At 60.5% G+C, this 16,116-nt stretch carries 18 protein-coding genes; 15 read left to right on the top strand and 3 right to left on the bottom strand.

Annotated features, from left to right (window positions below):
* Nucleotides 1-225 precede the first annotated feature (225 nt).
* The 14 genes from trpS (at nucleotide 226) to trmB (ending at nucleotide 13,615) form a co-directional block, all read left to right on the top strand.
* Nucleotides 226-1,293, top strand: coding sequence for a tryptophan--tRNA ligase (trpS, locus tag ACSQ3F_RS04200; protein WP_436099072.1), 1,068 nt, complete (start codon nucleotides 226-228; stop codon nucleotides 1,291-1,293).
* 53 nt (nucleotides 1,294-1,346) lie between these two features.
* Nucleotides 1,347-1,838 carry a universal stress protein gene (locus ACSQ3F_RS04195; protein ID WP_436099071.1) on the top strand — a complete coding sequence of 164 codons (492 nt, stop codon included), beginning with the start codon at nucleotides 1,347-1,349 and terminating at the stop codon, nucleotides 1,836-1,838.
* A gap of 142 nt (nucleotides 1,839-1,980) precedes the next feature.
* Nucleotides 1,981-2,547 (top strand): NifU family protein, encoded by a 567-nt coding sequence (locus ACSQ3F_RS04190; protein WP_436099070.1) that lies wholly within the window; start codon nucleotides 1,981-1,983, stop codon nucleotides 2,545-2,547.
* Nucleotides 2,548-2,594: 47 nt separating this feature from the next.
* Nucleotides 2,595-3,260 carry a tRNA (adenosine(37)-N6)-threonylcarbamoyltransferase complex dimerization subunit type 1 TsaB gene (tsaB, locus tag ACSQ3F_RS04185; protein WP_436099069.1) on the top strand — a complete coding sequence of 222 codons (666 nt, stop codon included), beginning with the start codon at nucleotides 2,595-2,597 and terminating at the stop codon, nucleotides 3,258-3,260.
* Nucleotides 3,261-3,269: 9 nt separating this feature from the next.
* Nucleotides 3,270-3,767, top strand: coding sequence for a GNAT family N-acetyltransferase (locus tag ACSQ3F_RS04180; protein WP_436099068.1), 498 nt, complete (start codon nucleotides 3,270-3,272; stop codon nucleotides 3,765-3,767).
* A 111-nt stretch (nucleotides 3,768-3,878) separates the two neighbouring features.
* The gene (locus ACSQ3F_RS04175) at nucleotides 3,879-4,667 is read left to right on the top strand and encodes a lysophospholipid acyltransferase family protein (protein WP_436099067.1); all 789 of its coding nucleotides are present in this window, start codon (nucleotides 3,879-3,881) and stop codon (nucleotides 4,665-4,667) included.
* Between the two features lie 102 nt (nucleotides 4,668-4,769).
* Complete coding sequence (gene miaB / locus ACSQ3F_RS04170; RefSeq protein WP_436099066.1) at nucleotides 4,770-6,170, top strand: tRNA (N6-isopentenyl adenosine(37)-C2)-methylthiotransferase MiaB; 1,401 nt, start codon at nucleotides 4,770-4,772, stop codon at nucleotides 6,168-6,170.
* Nucleotides 6,171-6,199: 29 nt separating this feature from the next.
* Entirely contained in the window at nucleotides 6,200-7,255 is a 1,056-nt protein-coding gene (locus ACSQ3F_RS04165) for a PhoH family protein (protein ID WP_436099065.1), read from the top strand.
* A gap of 18 nt (nucleotides 7,256-7,273) precedes the next feature.
* Complete coding sequence (gene ybeY, locus ACSQ3F_RS04160) at nucleotides 7,274-7,780, top strand: rRNA maturation RNase YbeY (RefSeq protein ID WP_436099064.1); 507 nt, start codon at nucleotides 7,274-7,276, stop codon at nucleotides 7,778-7,780.
* Between the two features lie 12 nt (nucleotides 7,781-7,792).
* Entirely contained in the window at nucleotides 7,793-8,956 is a 1,164-nt protein-coding gene (locus tag ACSQ3F_RS04155) for a transporter associated domain-containing protein (RefSeq protein ID WP_436099063.1), read from the top strand.
* Between the two features lie 155 nt (nucleotides 8,957-9,111).
* Nucleotides 9,112-10,707, top strand: a complete 1,596-nt coding sequence (lnt, locus tag ACSQ3F_RS04150) for an apolipoprotein N-acyltransferase (protein ID WP_436099062.1) — start codon at nucleotides 9,112-9,114, stop codon at nucleotides 10,705-10,707.
* A gap of 156 nt (nucleotides 10,708-10,863) precedes the next feature.
* A complete protein-coding gene (locus tag ACSQ3F_RS04145; protein WP_436099061.1) occupies nucleotides 10,864-11,286 on the top strand; it encodes a helix-turn-helix domain-containing protein in 423 nt (140 codons plus the stop codon).
* A gap of 257 nt (nucleotides 11,287-11,543) precedes the next feature.
* Nucleotides 11,544-12,824 carry a methionine adenosyltransferase gene (metK, locus tag ACSQ3F_RS04140; RefSeq protein WP_436099060.1) on the top strand — a complete coding sequence of 427 codons (1,281 nt, stop codon included), beginning with the start codon at nucleotides 11,544-11,546 and terminating at the stop codon, nucleotides 12,822-12,824.
* A 92-nt stretch (nucleotides 12,825-12,916) separates the two neighbouring features.
* Entirely contained in the window at nucleotides 12,917-13,615 is a 699-nt protein-coding gene (gene trmB, locus ACSQ3F_RS04135) for a tRNA (guanine(46)-N(7))-methyltransferase TrmB (RefSeq protein WP_436099059.1), read from the top strand.
* Nucleotides 13,616-13,737: 122 nt separating this feature from the next.
* On the opposite strand, the gene ACSQ3F_RS04130 is transcribed toward trmB, so the two are convergent.
* A complete protein-coding gene (locus tag ACSQ3F_RS04130; RefSeq protein WP_037125415.1) occupies nucleotides 13,738-13,995 on the bottom strand; it encodes a DUF1150 family protein in 258 nt (85 codons plus the stop codon).
* Nucleotides 13,996-14,137: 142 nt separating this feature from the next.
* Nucleotides 14,138-14,569, bottom strand: a complete 432-nt coding sequence (locus ACSQ3F_RS04125) for an Hsp20 family protein (RefSeq protein ID WP_436099058.1) — start codon at nucleotides 14,567-14,569, stop codon at nucleotides 14,138-14,140.
* A 154-nt stretch (nucleotides 14,570-14,723) separates the two neighbouring features.
* Here ACSQ3F_RS04125 and ACSQ3F_RS04120 point away from each other — a divergent pair, with 154 nt between their 5' ends.
* Nucleotides 14,724-15,662 carry a nucleoside hydrolase gene (locus tag ACSQ3F_RS04120; RefSeq protein WP_436099057.1) on the top strand — a complete coding sequence of 313 codons (939 nt, stop codon included), beginning with the start codon at nucleotides 14,724-14,726 and terminating at the stop codon, nucleotides 15,660-15,662.
* A 107-nt stretch (nucleotides 15,663-15,769) separates the two neighbouring features.
* Here ACSQ3F_RS04120 and ACSQ3F_RS04115 read toward each other — a convergent pair whose 3' ends face one another.
* Nucleotides 15,770-16,024, bottom strand: coding sequence for a hypothetical protein (locus ACSQ3F_RS04115; RefSeq protein WP_436099056.1), 255 nt, complete (start codon nucleotides 16,022-16,024; stop codon nucleotides 15,770-15,772).
* Nucleotides 16,025-16,116 lie beyond the last annotated feature (92 nt).

The raw sequence follows: 16,116 nt of genomic DNA, 5'->3' as shown, positions 1-16,116 counted from the left end.
ATGGAATATTAGAGGATAAAATTCCAACTTGGGGATGGAGAATCAAAGCCTTGGCGCCAGCCTGCGGGGCATACGGCCGGCAGTCAGCTACCTCATTTGGCGGACGCTTGAGCGAGCGAAAGCCAAAACACCGTGGCTCGCCTCTTGATCACCGCCACACCTGTGTGCATAAGCCCGCCAACAGCAACAGAGGCCGGGCCCTCCACAAGCCCGAATGAGGACATAATGTCAGACTTCAAGCCGCTCGTTTTTTCCGGCGTCCAGCCCACCGGCAATCTCCATCTCGGCAATTATCTCGGCGCGATCCGCAAGTTCGTGGCGCTGCAGGAAAACAACGATTGCATCTATTGCGTCGTCGACCTGCACGCGATCACCGCGCAACTCGTCCATGAGGACATGCCCGGCCAGATACGCTCGATCGCCGCCGCCTTCATCGCCTCCGGCATCGACCCGAAGAAGCACATCGTCTTCAACCAGTCGGCTGTGCCGCAGCATGCCGAGCTTGCCTGGATCTTCAATTGCGTCGCCCGCATCGGCTGGATGGAACGCATGACGCAGTTCAAGGACAAGTCCGGCGGCAAGAACGCCGAGCAGATGTCGCTTGGCCTGCTTGCCTATCCGAGCCTGATGGCCGCCGACATCCTCGTCTACCGCGGCACGCACGTGCCGGTCGGGGATGACCAGAAGCAGCATCTGGAGCTTGCCCGCGATATTGCGATGAAGTTCAACATCGACTTCATGGAGCATATCCGCAAGACCGGCTACGGCGTTGACATCAAGGTCGGCGAAGAGCCGGTTCACGCCTATTTCCCGATGGTCGAGCCGCTGATCGACGGCCCGGCCCCTCGCGTCATGAGCCTGCGCGACGGCACCAAGAAAATGTCGAAATCGGATGCCTCCGACCTGTCGCGCATCAACCTGATGGATGATGCCGATACAATCTCGAAGAAGATCCGCAAGGCAAAGACCGACCCGGATGCATTGCCGGGCGAGGTCGAGGGCCTCAAGGGGCGCGCGGAAGCGGACAATCTCGTCGGCATCTATGCGGCCCTTGCCGACAAGACCAAGAGCCAGGTTCTGGACGAGTTCGGCGGCCAGCAGTTCTCCGTCTTCAAGCCGGCGTTGGTGGATCTGGCGGTCAACGTTCTCGCGCCGATTTCGGGCGAAATGCGTCGCCTGATGGATGACACGACCCACATCGACGCCATCCTGCGCGATGGCGGGGAGCGGGCCCGGACGCGGGCGGAAGTGACGATGAAACAGGTCCGGGAAATCGTCGGCTTTCTGCAATAATTCGCCGCAAAAGAGTTCTTGCAGCCAAAAATATCGGGTGTAAGAGTCCCGCTATGGTTTCAACACGACTCTCACGACTGGAAGGTCACCGCCGCAAGTTTATGGCGGTGATCGACGATACGCCGGAATGCAGCCGGGCCGTTCACTATGCCGGCATGAGGGCCAAGAATTCCAATGGCGGCATGGTTCTTCTGTACGTCATTGCCGATGGCGATTTCCAGCAATGGCTGGGCGTCGAAGGCATCATGCGGGCAGAAGCGCGTGAAGAGGCCGAGGCGACGCTGGCCAGGATCGCCCAGACGGTGCGCGAGACGATCGGCATCGAGCCGGAAATGGTGATCCGCGAAGGCAGCGCAACCGAGCAGATTTACAGCCTGATCGAGGAAGACCGGGACATCGCGATCCTCGTGCTTGCTGCCGGTTCTGCCAAAGATGGTCCGGGGCCGCTGGTGTCCTCGATCGCCGGCAAGACGGCGGCATTTCCGATTCCGGTGACCGTCATACCGGACAGTCTAACGGACGCGGAAATCGATGCGCTAAGCTGAAAGCAGCATCACTCGTTTTCATCCTTCCCGGTTGGAAACGGTCCCTGGCGCATCTTGAAGCCGTTGTTCAAACGGCCTATATTCTTTTGAATAATTCTAAACAGGCTGGTTGAACGTCATCCTGGCCGACGCGGAGAAAGATATGTTCATCCAGACTGAAGCCACCCCGAACCCGGCGACGCTGAAATTCCTGCCTGGCAAGGTGGTCATGGAAAACGGCACGGCGGAGTTCCGTGATGCGGAAGAAGCCGCTGCCGGTTCGGCGCTTGCCTCCCGCCTGTTTTCGATCCCCGGCGTCACCGGCGTTTATTTCGGCTACGATTTCATCACCGTGACCAAGGAAGATCAGGAGTGGCAGCACCTGAAGCCGGCCATTCTCGGCTCGATCATGGAACATTTCATGTCCGGCCAGCCGGTCATGGCGGTTCAGACCCGCGCCGAAGAGAGTGACCTGAATGGCGAGTTCTTCGAGGAAGGCGATGAAACCATCGTCGCGACGATCAAGGAATTGCTGGAAAGCCGCGTCCGCCCCGCCGTTGCCCAGGATGGGGGCGATATCACCTTCAAGGGGTTCCGCGATGGGGTTGTCTTCCTCAACATGAAGGGTGCCTGCTCCGGCTGCCCGTCCTCGACGGCGACGCTGAAGCATGGGGTGCAGAATTTGTTGCACCATTTCATCCCCGAAGTGCAGGCGGTCGAAGCTGTCTGAGCGAGCGTTCCAACAGTGTCGCTACTATGCATTGGAGTGCGCAACCCATGATCGTCCTGGCCATCGATACGGCTGGGACGGGATGTTTTGCAGCCGTTTATGACAGCACCACCGATAAGGTACTGGCGTCTGCCGGCGCCGACATCGGCCGTGGCCATGCCGAGCAGCTTTTAGCTTTCATCGATCAGGCACTTGCCGAAAGCGGCAAGGTCTTGTCCGACGTCGATCGCATTGCCGTCACCGTCGGTCCGGGCTCCTTCACCGGTATCCGGGTCGGCGTTGCCGCCGCGCGGGGCTTTGCTCTGGCCTTGGGTGTACCTTCCGTCGGTGTTTCCATCCTCGCAGCGCTTGCCAAATCCGCGGGCGAGAAACATCCGGGACGGCCGGTCCTTGCCGCAATGGATGCCAAACGCGAAGAACTCTATTGCCAGATATTCGAGGCGGCCGGCGCTCCGCGGGCCGAGGCGCAGATCGTCGGGCTTGACGATGCGCGCCACATGTTCGCGGGTTTCGACGGCGTAATCTGCGGCTCCGCCACAAGGCATCTTACTGATGCTCCACTGCCGGATGTGGCGCAGATCGACGTCGCCGACATCGGCACTGTGGCACGGCTTGGCGTGGTTGCCGATCCGTCGTTGGGCAAACCGAGCCCGCTCTATTTGCGCGGGCCGGACGTGAGGCCGCAGGCCGGCTTTGCCGTGGCGCGGGCGTAAGAGCGTAAGATGGCACTGACTGACTATTTTACCCGCAAACCCGAGTTCGAAATCGTCACGCTGGAAACGGATGATCTGCCGCAGGCCGCTGCCATTCACAAGTTGCGCTTCACATCCCCGTGGAGCGATGGCGAACTGCATTCCCTCTTGGTTCAGGATACTGTCTTTGGGTTTATCGCGCGCCAGAGCAATGCCTCTGCGCGGCCTTTGACCGGCGGCTTCGTGCTGTCGCGTGTCGCCGCCGGCGAGGCGGAAATCCTGACCATCGGCGTCGATCCGCGTTTTTCGCGCCTGGGCCTCGGCTGGCGGCTGATGCGGGCGGCACTGCGCGAGGCGCGCGATCAGGCGGCTGAAGCGGTCTTCCTCGAAGTCGATGAAACCAATGTTGCTGCCATTGGCCTTTATCGCAAGCTCGGTTTTGCCAATGTCGGCGAAAGACGGGCCTATTATCAAGGTGTTGGTGGTACCAGAACCGCAGCCCTTGTCATGCGCCTTGATCTTGGCTAGCCGTACTGGCTTTGAAAGAGGGACGCACTTGCGCCGCCACGCCGACGAGACAATCAGGGATCGAGATATACGCCGCGCCGCTGTCCGGCTGCAGGCGTGGAGTTTGCGCGCGTGATCAATTGGCTGCGCGTCACGCTCTGCATGACACTGTTGTTTGTCGCGACGCTCGTCCTCATCCCGATGCAATTGGTCTTTCTCTGGCTGGATACGCCGCAGCGGCGCAGGCTTCCGCGTCTCTGGCACCGAATGGCCTGCCGCCTGGTCGGCATCCGCGTCCGCGTTCACGGCATGCCGGACCGTCAGCGGCCGCTGATGCTGGTGTCAAACCATGCGAGCTGGAAGGATATTCTCGTTCTCGGCTCCATCGCCGACGTGGTCTTCGTTGCCAAGTCCGACGTGAAGGCCTGGCCGGTCTTCGGCATCCTTGCCCTGCTCCAGAAGACGATCTTCATAGAACGCGACCAGAAGCGCACCACCGGCAATCAGGTCAACGAGATCGGCAAGCGGCTGGCCGACGGCGAGATAGTCGTTCTCTTTCCCGAAGGCACGACCTCAGACGGCAACCGGCTGCTCGAAATCAAGACATCGCTCTTCGGCGCCGCCGCCGCCGCAGTTCCGCTATCCCCGACGGGTGTCGTGCATGTCCAGCCGGTTGCCATCGCCTATACCGGCATTCACGGCATGCCGATGGGGCGCTACCATCGGCCGATCGCAGCCTGGCCCGGCGATATCGCGCTGGCACCGCACCTGCTCGGCATCCTTTACGAGGGTGCGGTCGATGTGGATGTCATTTATGGCGAACAGATCACCTATACGCCGCAGAGCAACCGCAAGGCTGTCAGCCGGCAGGTGGAGAAGAGCATCCGTTCCATGCTGGCGCTCAAGCTGCGCGGCCGCTGAACGCGCAAGAGACCGTTTCGGAATTGGTCAGGCCGGCCTCATCAATTCCAAACGGTCTCTTAGGGCTTCAATTTTGCCCCTGTTTGCTCTATGGAACCGCCCATGACACAGGAAACAGCAGTTTTGTCCGCAAAGCCCGAAATGGCGCTCGAGAGCTCAGCAGTCCGCAAGGTTTTTGTGAAGACCTATGGCTGTCAGATGAACGTCTATGATTCCGACCGGATGACGGACGCGCTGGTGAAGGACGGCTATGTCTCGACCGACGTCATGGAAGACGCCGATCTGGTGCTGCTCAACACCTGTCACATCCGCGAGAAGGCGGCCGAAAAGATCTATTCGGCGCTTGGCCGTCTGCGCGAGTTGAAGAAGAAAAAGGCCGGCGAAGGCCGCGAAATGATGATCGGCGTCGCCGGCTGTGTCGCTCAGGCCGAGGGCGACGAGATTCTGCGCCGGGCGCCGGCCGTCGACCTCGTCATCGGCCCGCAGACCTATCACCGGCTTCCCGAAGCCCTGAAGCGTGTCAAGCGCGGCGAGCGCGTGCTCGAGACCGACTACGCCATCGAGGACAAGTTCGAGCATCTGCCGGCGCCGGACAAGGCAAAGACCAGGGCAAGGGGCGTCACCGCCTTCCTCACCGTTCAGGAAGGCTGCGACAAGTTCTGCACCTTCTGCGTTGTGCCCTATACGCGCGGCTCCGAAGTCTCCCGCCCGGTCGCCCAGATCGTTTCTGAAGCGCAGAAGCTCGTCGATGGCGGCGTGCGCGAAATCACGCTGCTCGGCCAGAACGTCAATGCCTGGCACGGCACCGGCCCGAATGGCGAAAAATGGGGGCTCGGTGAGCTTCTGCACCGTCTGACGGAGATCGACGGCCTCGCCCGCTTGCGCTACACGACCAGCCATCCGCGCGATATGGACGACAGCCTGATCGCCGCGCATCGCGACCTCCCGCAACTGATGCCCTATCTGCACCTGCCGATCCAGTCCGGCTCCAACCGTATATTGAAGGCGATGAACCGGCGCCACACGACGGCCGAATACATCGCGCTGATTGCCCGCATCAAGGCGGCGCGGCCCGATCTGGCGTTGTCTGGCGATTTCATTGTCGGCTTTCCCGGCGAAACCGATGAGGACTTCGAGGATACGCTCCGGCTCGTAGAGGCGGTCGGTTATGCACAGGCATTTTCCTTCAAGTATTCGACCCGTCCGGGCACGCCGGGCGCCGATCTCGAGGATCAGGTGCCGGAAGATGTCAAAGCCAAGCGATTGGAAAGATTGCAGACTTTGCTGCTGAAGCAGCAACATGCCTTTGCCGAGCAGTGCATCGGCAAGACCATCGACCTGCTTCTGGAGAAGCCGGGCCGCATGCCGGGCCAGCTGATCGGCCGCTCGCCCTGGCTGCAGTCGGTGAATGTTGATGCAAAGTCATCGCAAATCGGTGACATTGTCTCTGTACGAATCACTGGTGCGGGCCCTAACAGTCTGTTTGCCGAGGTGGTAAGCTAAGGGACCGCTAACTCAAGGAGCCTGACCGCTTGAACGGACACGAATTGGTCTCATCATCGCCGCGCCAGTCGAAAACATCCGCGACAGACGTCAATCACTTCGTGCTCACATTCGAGAATAACCGCTTTGCCAGTGAGCTTTTCGGCCAATTCGACCAGAATCTGAAGCTGATCGAGCAGCGTCTCAACATCGATGCGCGCCCGCGCGGCAATTCGGTTGCGATCTCGGGTGACATGGTCGCCACCAATCAGGCTCGCCGGGCGCTCGATTATCTCTATGGTCGCCTGCAGAACGGCAGCACCGTCGAAGTCTCCGATGTTGAAGGCGCCATTCGCATGGCCGTTGCCGCGGATGATCAGCTGCAGCTTCCGACCCTGGAAAAGAAAGCCAGGCTGAACCTCGCCCAGATTTCCACCCGCAAGAAGACCGTTGCGGCCCGCACGCCGACACAGGATGCCTATATCCGCGCGCTGGAACGTTCCGAGTTGGTCTTCGGCATCGGCCCGGCCGGCACCGGCAAGACCTATCTTGCGGTGGCCCATGCGGCCCAGCTTCTGGAGCGCGGCGCGGTCGATCGCATCGTCCTGTCGCGTCCCGCCGTGGAGGCGGGCGAACGCCTCGGCTTCCTGCCGGGCGACATGAAGGACAAGGTCGATCCCTATCTGCGGCCGCTCTACGACGCGCTTTACGACATGATGCCGGGCGATAAGGTCGAGCGCGCGATCACAGCCGGTGTCATCGAAATCGCCCCGCTCGCTTTCATGCGCGGCCGCACGCTCGCCAATGCCGCCGTCATTCTTGACGAAGCGCAGAACACCACGGCAATGCAGATGAAGATGTTCCTGACGCGTCTCGGCGAAAATGGCCGCATGATCGTCACCGGTGACCCGAGCCAGGTGGACCTGCCGCGCGGCGTCAAGTCCGGCCTCGTCGAGGCACTGCAGATACTGCGGGGCGTCGAAGGCGTGTCCGTCGTCCGCTTCAAGGATGCCGATGTCGTGCGCCATCCGATGGTCGCCCGCATTGTCCGCGCCTACGAGGCATCGACTGCCGTACATGACGAAAGCGAGCAGAGCGACCGGTAAAGGCGGCCGCAGCCAATCATGACCACCCTTGATATCCAGATCAGTGTCGAGGAGGGCCCCTGGCCCTCCGAGGCCAAACTCCAGTCTCTGAGCGCGCGCGTCCTCGGCGCGGCCGCCGATTTTCTCCGCCAGGAGGAAAAGCAGCCGTTTCCGAAAATGCCGCCGGAAGTCTCGCTGGTGTTCACGGACGACGCCTCCATCCGTGAAATCAATGCGGAATGGCGCAGTCAGGACAAGCCGACCAATGTGCTTTCATTCCCGGCTTTTCCGCTCACGCCCGGCAAGATGCCGGGGCCGATGCTCGGCGATATCATCCTCGCCCAGGAAACGCTGGTGCGTGAAGCACAGGCTCTCGACAAGCCTTTCGACGAGCATTTGACTCATCTCCTCGTGCATGGATTTCTGCATCTTTTCGGGTATGATCACATGGAAGAGAGCGATGCCGAAAGAATGGAGGGCCTTGAGACTCGCATTTTGGCCGGTCTTGGGTTATCTGATCCCTATGGGGACAGTGATCCCGTATGATAGTTTGGAACGATGAGCGATTATAGAACACAGCCGGCCGCGGCTGTAAGAGATGAGGCGGAAGCCTCCAGTCAGGACGAAGCGGGCAGTAGTAGCGCCGCTCAGAAACCTGAGAGCGGCAAATCCGGTTCCTCCTTCTGGAGCCGCGCAGCCCGAATTTGGCGTGCCAGCAGCAGCTCCAGTATTCGTGAAGATCTTGCCGACGCCCTGATGACTGGCGGAGCCGAAGGCGACGCGGCCTTTTCGCCGGCCGAACGGGCCATGCTTAACAACATTCTTCGCTTCCGTGAGGTGCGTGTCGAGGACGTGATGGTTCCGCGCGCCGATATCGAAGCTGTCGATCTCTCGATCACCATCGGTGAACTGATGGTCATCTTCGACGAATCCGGCCGCTCGCGTATGCCGGTCTATAGCGAAAGCCTCGATGATCCGCGCGGCATGGTGCACATCCGCGACCTGCTTTCCTATGTCACCAAGCAGGCGCGCAACAAGCGCCGTGCCAGCAGCCGTTCCACCGCAAGCGCTGCCGCAAACACAGCTGAAAAATCAGAGAAGCCGGCGCGCCAGCCGAAGCCGGGCTTCGATTTGGGACGCATCGATCTGTCGAAGACGGTCGAAGAGGCCGGCATCATCCGCCAGGTCCTGTTCGTGCCGCCGTCCATGCACGCATCCGACCTGATGCAGCGCATGCAGGCGGCCCGCATCCAGATGGCACTCGTCATTGACGAATATGGCGGCACCGATGGTCTCGCCTCGCTCGAGGATATCGTCGAAATGGTCGTCGGCGATATCGAGGACGAGCATGACGATGAAGAGGTCATGTTCGCCAAGACCTCCGACGACGTGTTCGTCGCCGACGCTCGCGTGGAATTGGAGGAGATTGCCGCGGCGATCGGTCCTGATTTCGATGTGCGCCAGCAGCTCGAAGACGTCGATACGCTGGGTGGTCTGGTCTTTGCCTCGCTCGGCCGCATTCCGGCCCGCGGTGAAGTCGTCCAGGCGATCCCGGGCTTCGAATTCCAGGTTCTCGACGCCGACCCTCGCCGGGTGAAGCGCGTGCGGATCGTCCGCAAGCGTCCTCCGGCCCGCCGCCGCCCGCTCAAGGGCGACGAGGATGCGCCCCTTGAGGCAACGCCGTTTGCCAGCGACGAAAAATCCCTGCGCGAAACCGGATAAAAGCTTCGTTTCCCGTAGCCGGACGCTGTTTCGAGGCACGACAAGCAGCCGCTTTTTTGGAAGACTGCCGGCGCGTTGATTCGAATGGACGGTTTGCGCCTCGGCCGCATGCCTTGCCTGGCAAAGTGCGGTTCGCGCCGGTTTGGGGGAAATGAATGGAGTGGCTTGCGGGCAGGATCATGCTGTTGTCAGGAGCTCGCCGGGCGCTTGTCGCCTTTACCGCCGGACTGATTGCCGTCTTTGCCCTGCCGCCCTTCGGCATATTCGCGGCACCGTTTCTGTCTTTCCCCATCCTCGTCTGGCTCATCGACGGCGCATCGGGCAATCCTGACCATGGAGTGCTGAGGCGCAGCTTTCCCGCCTTCTTCGTCGGCTGGTGTTTCGGCTTCGGCTATTTCCTTGGCGGCCTGTGGTGGCTGGGCAACGCGCTGCTCGTCGAGGCCGACGAATTCGCCTGGGCCGTGCCGCTCGCCGTTGTCGGTTTGCCTGCTTTTCTTGCCTTCTTCTATGCCTCCTCGGCGGCGCTCGCCCGCCTTCTCTGGTCGGATGGCGTGGGTCGTGTCGCCGCGCTCGCCTTCGCTTTCGGACTGTTCGAGTGGCTGCGCAGCTTCATCCTCACCGGCTTTCCATGGAACGCGATCGGCTATGCGGTCATGCCGGTGCCGCTGATGATGCAGTCGGCAGCGGTGATCGGTCTTGCCGGCGTGAACATGCTGGCCGTCTTTGTCTTTGCGTCTCCTGCACTTATCGGCACCCGCAAGGGTCTGCGGACTGGCCTGGGCCTCGCGGCGCTTCTCGTCGCGGCCCATTTCGGTTACGGATTTTACCGGTTGAACCAGCCGCTGTCGCCTCCGGCAGACCCGGCCGTCACCATCCGTCTCGTTCAGCCGCTGATCGACCAGTCAAAGAAGTTCGATGACGGCGAGCGGCTATCGATCTTTGAACAGCATCTCAAGCTCACCGAGGCGCCAGTGGAAGATGGCGGCAAGCGCCCCGATGTCGTCGTCTGGCCGGAAACCGCCGTGCCGTTCATCCTGACCGAAAATCCGGATGCGCTCATCAGGATTTCCGATGTCCTGCAGGAGGGCCAGATCCTCATTGCCGGTGCGGTCCGGGCTGAGGATGCAGGGGCCGGCCAGCCGCCGCGTTACTATAATTCGATCTATGTGATCGATGATCGCGGCCAGATCGTCGGCGCTTCCGACAAAATGCACCTCGTGCCCTTCGGAGAGTACCTGCCGCTGGAAAACCTGTTGATGTCGGCGGGTTTGAATGCGATCGCAGCCACCATGCCCGGCGGTTTCTCGTCCGCCGCGACGCGCTCGCTCCTGACCTTGCCGGGTGGCAAGACGCTTTACCCGTTGATTTGCTATGAGGCGATCTTCCCGCGTGAGATCGGCAATGATGCCCTTGCCGCAAATGCTCTGCTCAATATCACCAATGATGCCTGGTTCGGCAACACGCCCGGACCCTACCAGCATTTCCAGCAGGCGCAGTTGCGGACCGTCGAGACGGGCCTGCCGTTGATCCGCGACGCCAACACCGGCGTATCTGCAATCGTCAATGCGCGCGGTGAAATCGTGACCGGTTTTCCGTTCGGCACCAAGGGGTTTGTGGACACAATCTTGCCGGGAAAGCTTGCTCCACCAATGAGCCCTCAAGAACAAGGGCGAAATGGAGTGCTGCTTGCGTGTCTTCTCCTCGCTCTCGCGATTATTTCCCGCGCAAGTTTTATTTTTCGAGAGAATTGACCAAAAACCCCTAAAATTGCATAGTGGTACTCACCAATGATCTTTACCTATGGTTCAGAGGGTTTCCGCCCGGCGGCACAACGCAGCGTGTGTAGTCTGCTCTCTGTAAGTGGCCAGGTTATGGGGCAACTGAAACTCGCTTATTAGGAAACCGTTATGATAGAGAACAAGAAAAAACCGAACCCGATCGACATTCATGTCGGTAGCCGGATCCGTCTTCGCCGCACCATGCTGGGCATGAGCCAGGAAAAGCTCGGAGAGAGCCTCGGGATCACCTTCCAGCAGATCCAGAAATATGAAAAAGGAACGAACCGGGTCGGCGCGAGCCGTCTCCAGAACATTTCAAGCATCTTGAATGTCCCGGTTTCATTCTTTTTCGAAGATGCACCGGGCGACTCGTCGTCTTCCGGTCCGTCGGGCATGGCCGAAGCGTCAAGCTCGAACTACGTGGTCGACTTCCTGTCGTCTTCGGAAGGGCTTCAACTCAACCGAGCCTTCGTCAAGATCGGCGATCCCAAGGTGCGCCGCAAGCTGGTGGACCTGGTCAAGGCCTTGGCAGCAGAGGCGGAAGCCGAATAAGGCTGACGCGAGGCTGGACTGAAAAAAAGCGGCCGGATAGTGCCGCTTTTTTTGTGCCTGGCGCAAGACGCCGATAGAGCGGCGGCCCTGGGTCGAGCATCCATCACCCGGAAAATGCCGCTTAACCCCCCGAAAGGCAGGAAAAACGTTCCCATAACGCACATATAAAGATATATTTATGTCCTTGTGTGCTTGTCTTTTAGTGGCATTATCACTAACACGTTCCAAGCCGTTTTTTCTTTGAGGGGACTTCCCGCATGCGCGCAAACTACCTGTTTACGAGTGAGTCCGTGGCAGAAGGCCATCCGGACAAGGTCTGTGACCGGATCTCGGATGAAATTGTTGATCTTGTGTATCGTGAAGCTGCAAAAACGGGCGTTGACCCCTGGACTGTTCGCATCGCCTGCGAAACGCTGGCAACGACCAACCGGGTCGTCATCGCCGGCGAAGTCCGTGTACCTGATACCCTGCTGAAGAAGGACAGGGATGGCAACGTCGTAAAGGATGCGGTCGGGCATCCGCTGATCAATCCCGCTAAATTCAAGGCTGCCGCCCGCAAGGCGATCCGTGAAATCGGCTATGAACAGGCTGGCTTCCACTGGAAAACCGCAAAGATCGATGTGCTGCTGCATCCGCAGTCGGCCGACATCGCCCAGGGCGTTGATAACGCAGCCGACAAGCAAGGCGACGAAGGCGCCGGCGACCAAGGCATCATGTTCGGCTATGCTTGCCGCGAAACGGCCGACCTTATGCCTGCGCCGATCTATTACTCGCACCGCATCCTGGCCCTGCTCGCAACTGCCCGTAAGGCCGGGCAGGGTGATGCCGGTCTGCTCGGGCCGGATGCAAAGAGCCAGGTGACCGTCCGGTACGTCAACGGCAAGCCGCGTGAAGTTACGTCGATCGTCCTGTCGACGCAGCATCTCGATGAGAACTGGGATTCCGCGAAGGTTCGCGCTGTCGTCGAACCCTATATCCGCGAAGCGCTGCACGACATCGAGATTGCCGACGATTGCAACTGGTACATCAACCCGACCGGCAAATTCGTCATTGGCGGTCCTGACGGCGATGCGGGTTTGACCGGCCGCAAGATCATCGTGGACACCTATGGCGGTGCTGCGCCGCACGGCGGTGGCGCCTTCTCCGGCAAGGACACGACCAAGGTCGACCGTTCGGCAGCCTACGCCGCCCGCTATCTGGCAAAGAACGTCGTCGCCGCCGGCCTGTCCGATCGCTGCACGATCCAGATCTCCTATGCGATCGGTGTTGCCCAGCCGCTGTCGATCTATGTCGATCTGCATGGCACCGGCAAGGTGACCGAGGACCAGGTCGAACAGGCCATCCGCAAGACGATGGACCTGTCGCCCTCCGGCATCCGCCGTCATCTCGATCTCAACAAGCCGATCTACGCCAAGACCTCCGCCTACGGCCATTTCGGCCGCAAGGCCGGCCGTGACGGCTCCTTCTCCTGGGAGAAGCTCGATCTGGTCAAGCCGCTCAAGGACGCCCTGAAAGAGGATACTTTGAAGGCCGCTTGATCCCGCCTCTGGACGCACGACTGTAGAAGACAGTAAAGAGCGGGTGTTTCCTTCGGGAGACGCCCGCTTTTCTATAGGTGAAAGACCCACACATGACTGAACAGCACCGCAGCCGCTCGACCGAAGCCTTCTTCGGACGCCGCAAGGGCAAGCCCTTGCGCGCGCTGCAGGCAACCCATCTCGAAACGGTGCTGCCGCTCCTTCGGTTGGATCTGGCGGCGCCGGCGCCGTCGGACATCAAGACGCTGTTCTGGCATCCCGTCGATCAGGTCAGGCTGGAGATCGGTTTCGGCGGCGGCGAACATCTGATCCACAGGGCCATCGAAAGCCCATCGACCGGTTTCATCGGCGTCGAGCCATTCGTCAATTCCATGGCGAAGCTGGTAGGCCATATCGAGGAGCGCGGCGCAGAAAACATCCGTCTGCACGACGACGACGCCACGCAGGTGCTGGATTGGCTGCCGGAAGCATCGATCGACCACATCGATCTGCTCTATCCGGACCCCTGGCCGAAGCGGAAGCACTGGAAACGCCGTTTCGTTTCAAAGGTCAATCTCGATCGGTTTGCACGCGTGCTGAAACCCGGCGGTGTGTTCTGCTTCGCCTCGGATATCGATACCTATGTCAACTGGACGCTGTTGCGCTGCCGCGATCACGCGGCCTTCGACTGGACGGCGGAAAATGCCAGCGACTGGCTGACGCCCTATCCCGGCTGGCCGAGCACGCGCTACGAGGCCAAGGCGCGCCGCGAAGGGCGCAAGTCCGCCTATCTGACGTTCCGGCGGGTCTGACGGCCCAAACGGAGAAACGCTGGACGGAGAAACGCTGGCAGCTTAGTGCATGTCGCCCAAAAGTGTACCGCGGTTTTGGGATAACGACATGCATAAAACAAGAATCTAAAGCGCCAGGCGCTTTAGTGCAGGCTGACCGTCTTCAGGTCGTCTTCGGCGGCCTTGAAGAAGGTGCTGGAACGGTTGTCGGTCAGGAGGATCGGCGTACCGTCGGCGCCGAACAGGGCCCACAGGTCAAGGCCAGGATCCATGTCGGGGGCTTCCGGGAAGACGCGCGACACTTCCTCCGAGCGCATCTTGCGGATATAGCCGACTTCACCGGCGCCCAGATGCGCCAGGTCGTTTTTCGACAGGGCGGTGCTGACGTGTTTCAATCCCATGAGACTTACTCCGTGGCTTTGCGGCGCTTTCTGCCCTGAAAGGACATACAGGAACCGCAACTCATTGATTTTCTGCACGAAGTTCGCGGCTATCTTGGGCTGCCGGGTACCTTTATGCAGCCGGCAAAGCATGCCGGTTATCCTACTCTGGGACTAAAATATTAATTTTCTTTACCATACGGACAGGTTCCGGCCGGATGAGATCGACGGACAGCAGACCGTTACGCAATTCCGCCTTGGAAACCTGCATGCCGTCGGCAAGCACGAACATCCGCTGGAACTGGCGCGCCGCAATGCCGCGGTGCAGATAGTCGCGTTCGCCTGTTTCCGTCTGGCGGCCTCGGATGATCAGCTGGTTTTCCTCGGTCGTCACGTCGAGATCGTCGTCGGAAAACCCGGCGACGGCCAGCGTGATTCGCAAACGCTCCGGCTCGCCGGACGATTCGTCCCTATGGATGCGCTCGATATTGTAGGGAGGGTAGCCATCATTGCCCTTGGCAATCCGCTCAAGGGTCTTTTCCATGGCATCGAAACCGAGCAGAAGCGGGCTCGTAAAAGGCGTAATCCGGGTCATACAGTAGTCCTTGGCTCTCAAGCGACCGTTTGCGGACCCGCGGGGCGGCATCCGCTGCTCCCAATATGGTAGCTGTGCGTAGCGAGCGCAAGGCGCTTGCGCCGGGCTGAGAGGCAAATCATAGTCCGCCCGCTGATTTGGTAAGGAGACCCGGATGCCGAGAAAGATCATCATCGATACCGATCCGGGGCAGGACGATGCCGCCGCGATCATGCTGGCGCTCGGCAGCCCGGACGAACTCGACGTGCTTGGCATCACCGCCGTCGCGGGCAATGTTCCCGTTGCACTCACCTCCCGCAACGTCCGGGTTGTCTGCGAGCTCTGCGGCCGTCGCGATGTGAAGGTGTTCGCCGGCGCCGACAGGCCGCTGGTTCGCCAACTCGTGACCGCCGAACATGTGCACGGCAAGACCGGCCTCGACGGACCCGTGGTCGATGAGCCCACCATGCCGCTGCAGCCGCAGCACGCAGTCGATTTCATCATCGAGACCCTGCTTGCCGAAGAGCCCGGCTCCGTCACACTCTGTACGCTCGGAGCTCTCACCAACATCGCTTTGGCGCTTATCAAGGCGCCCGAAATCGCGCCGCGTGTGCGCGAACTCGTCATGATGGGCGGCGGCTTCTTCGAGGGCGGCAACATCACGCCCGCCGCCGAATTCAACATCTACGTCGATCCGGATGCCGCCGAGATCGTCTTCAAGTCCGGCATCCCGATCGTCATGATGCCGCTCGATGTCACCCACCGGGTGCTGACCTACAAGGCCCGCGTCGAAAAGATCAAGGCGATCGGCTCGCCGGCTGCCGTCGCCATGGCCGAGATGCTGGAGTTCTTCGAGCGTTTCGACATCGAGAAATACGGCTCCGATGGTGGCCCGCTGCACGACCCGACGGTGATCGCCTATCTCCTGCGCCCGGAATTGTTCAAGGGCCGTGATTGCAATGTCGAGATCGAGACCAAGTCGGATTTGACGGTCGGCATGACGGTCGTCGACTGGTGGCAGGTCACCAAGCGCAAGCACAACGCCAAGGTCATGCGTGAGATCGACGATCAGGGCTTCTTCGACCTTTTGACGGAGCGCTTGGCGCGTCTCTAATCCCCAAACGGTAATTCCAGCGTCTGGCATAGAAAACGGCGCCGCAGGGCGCCGTTCTTCCGTTTGCCGCAGCTCTCGAGCACATGGCCCACGCCAGAATTTCCCACTTATTGGGTGGTGGTCGTGCCCGTCGCAGGTGTGCCCGTCGCCGGTGTGTCTGTTGCTGGCTTTTCCGTCGAAGGGGTTTCGACAGCCGGTACGTTCACATTGACATCGGCCCCGCCACCGCCGCCGTAGATGTCGATAACGCCGGTAAACACCAGCAGCGCGCCGATGACCACAAGCGCCACAATCACAGCCACGACCCACCTTGCATTTCCGCCACCGCCTGTTTTGATAACTGTTGGTTCACGATCAGCCATCTCGAACTCCTCCGGGTTGATGTTAAAGCTTCAACGCAGAAATGCCGCGAAAGTTCCCCCATAGGTTGGCGATCTGCCATGAGTTGCCGATG

It is taken from the genome of Pararhizobium sp. LjRoot238, assembly GCF_964252955.1.
GTDB lineage: Bacteria > Pseudomonadota > Alphaproteobacteria > Rhizobiales > Rhizobiaceae > Pararhizobium.
Note: the sequence above shows the minus strand (reverse complement) of the source record. Positions and strands in the feature narration are given on the sequence as shown.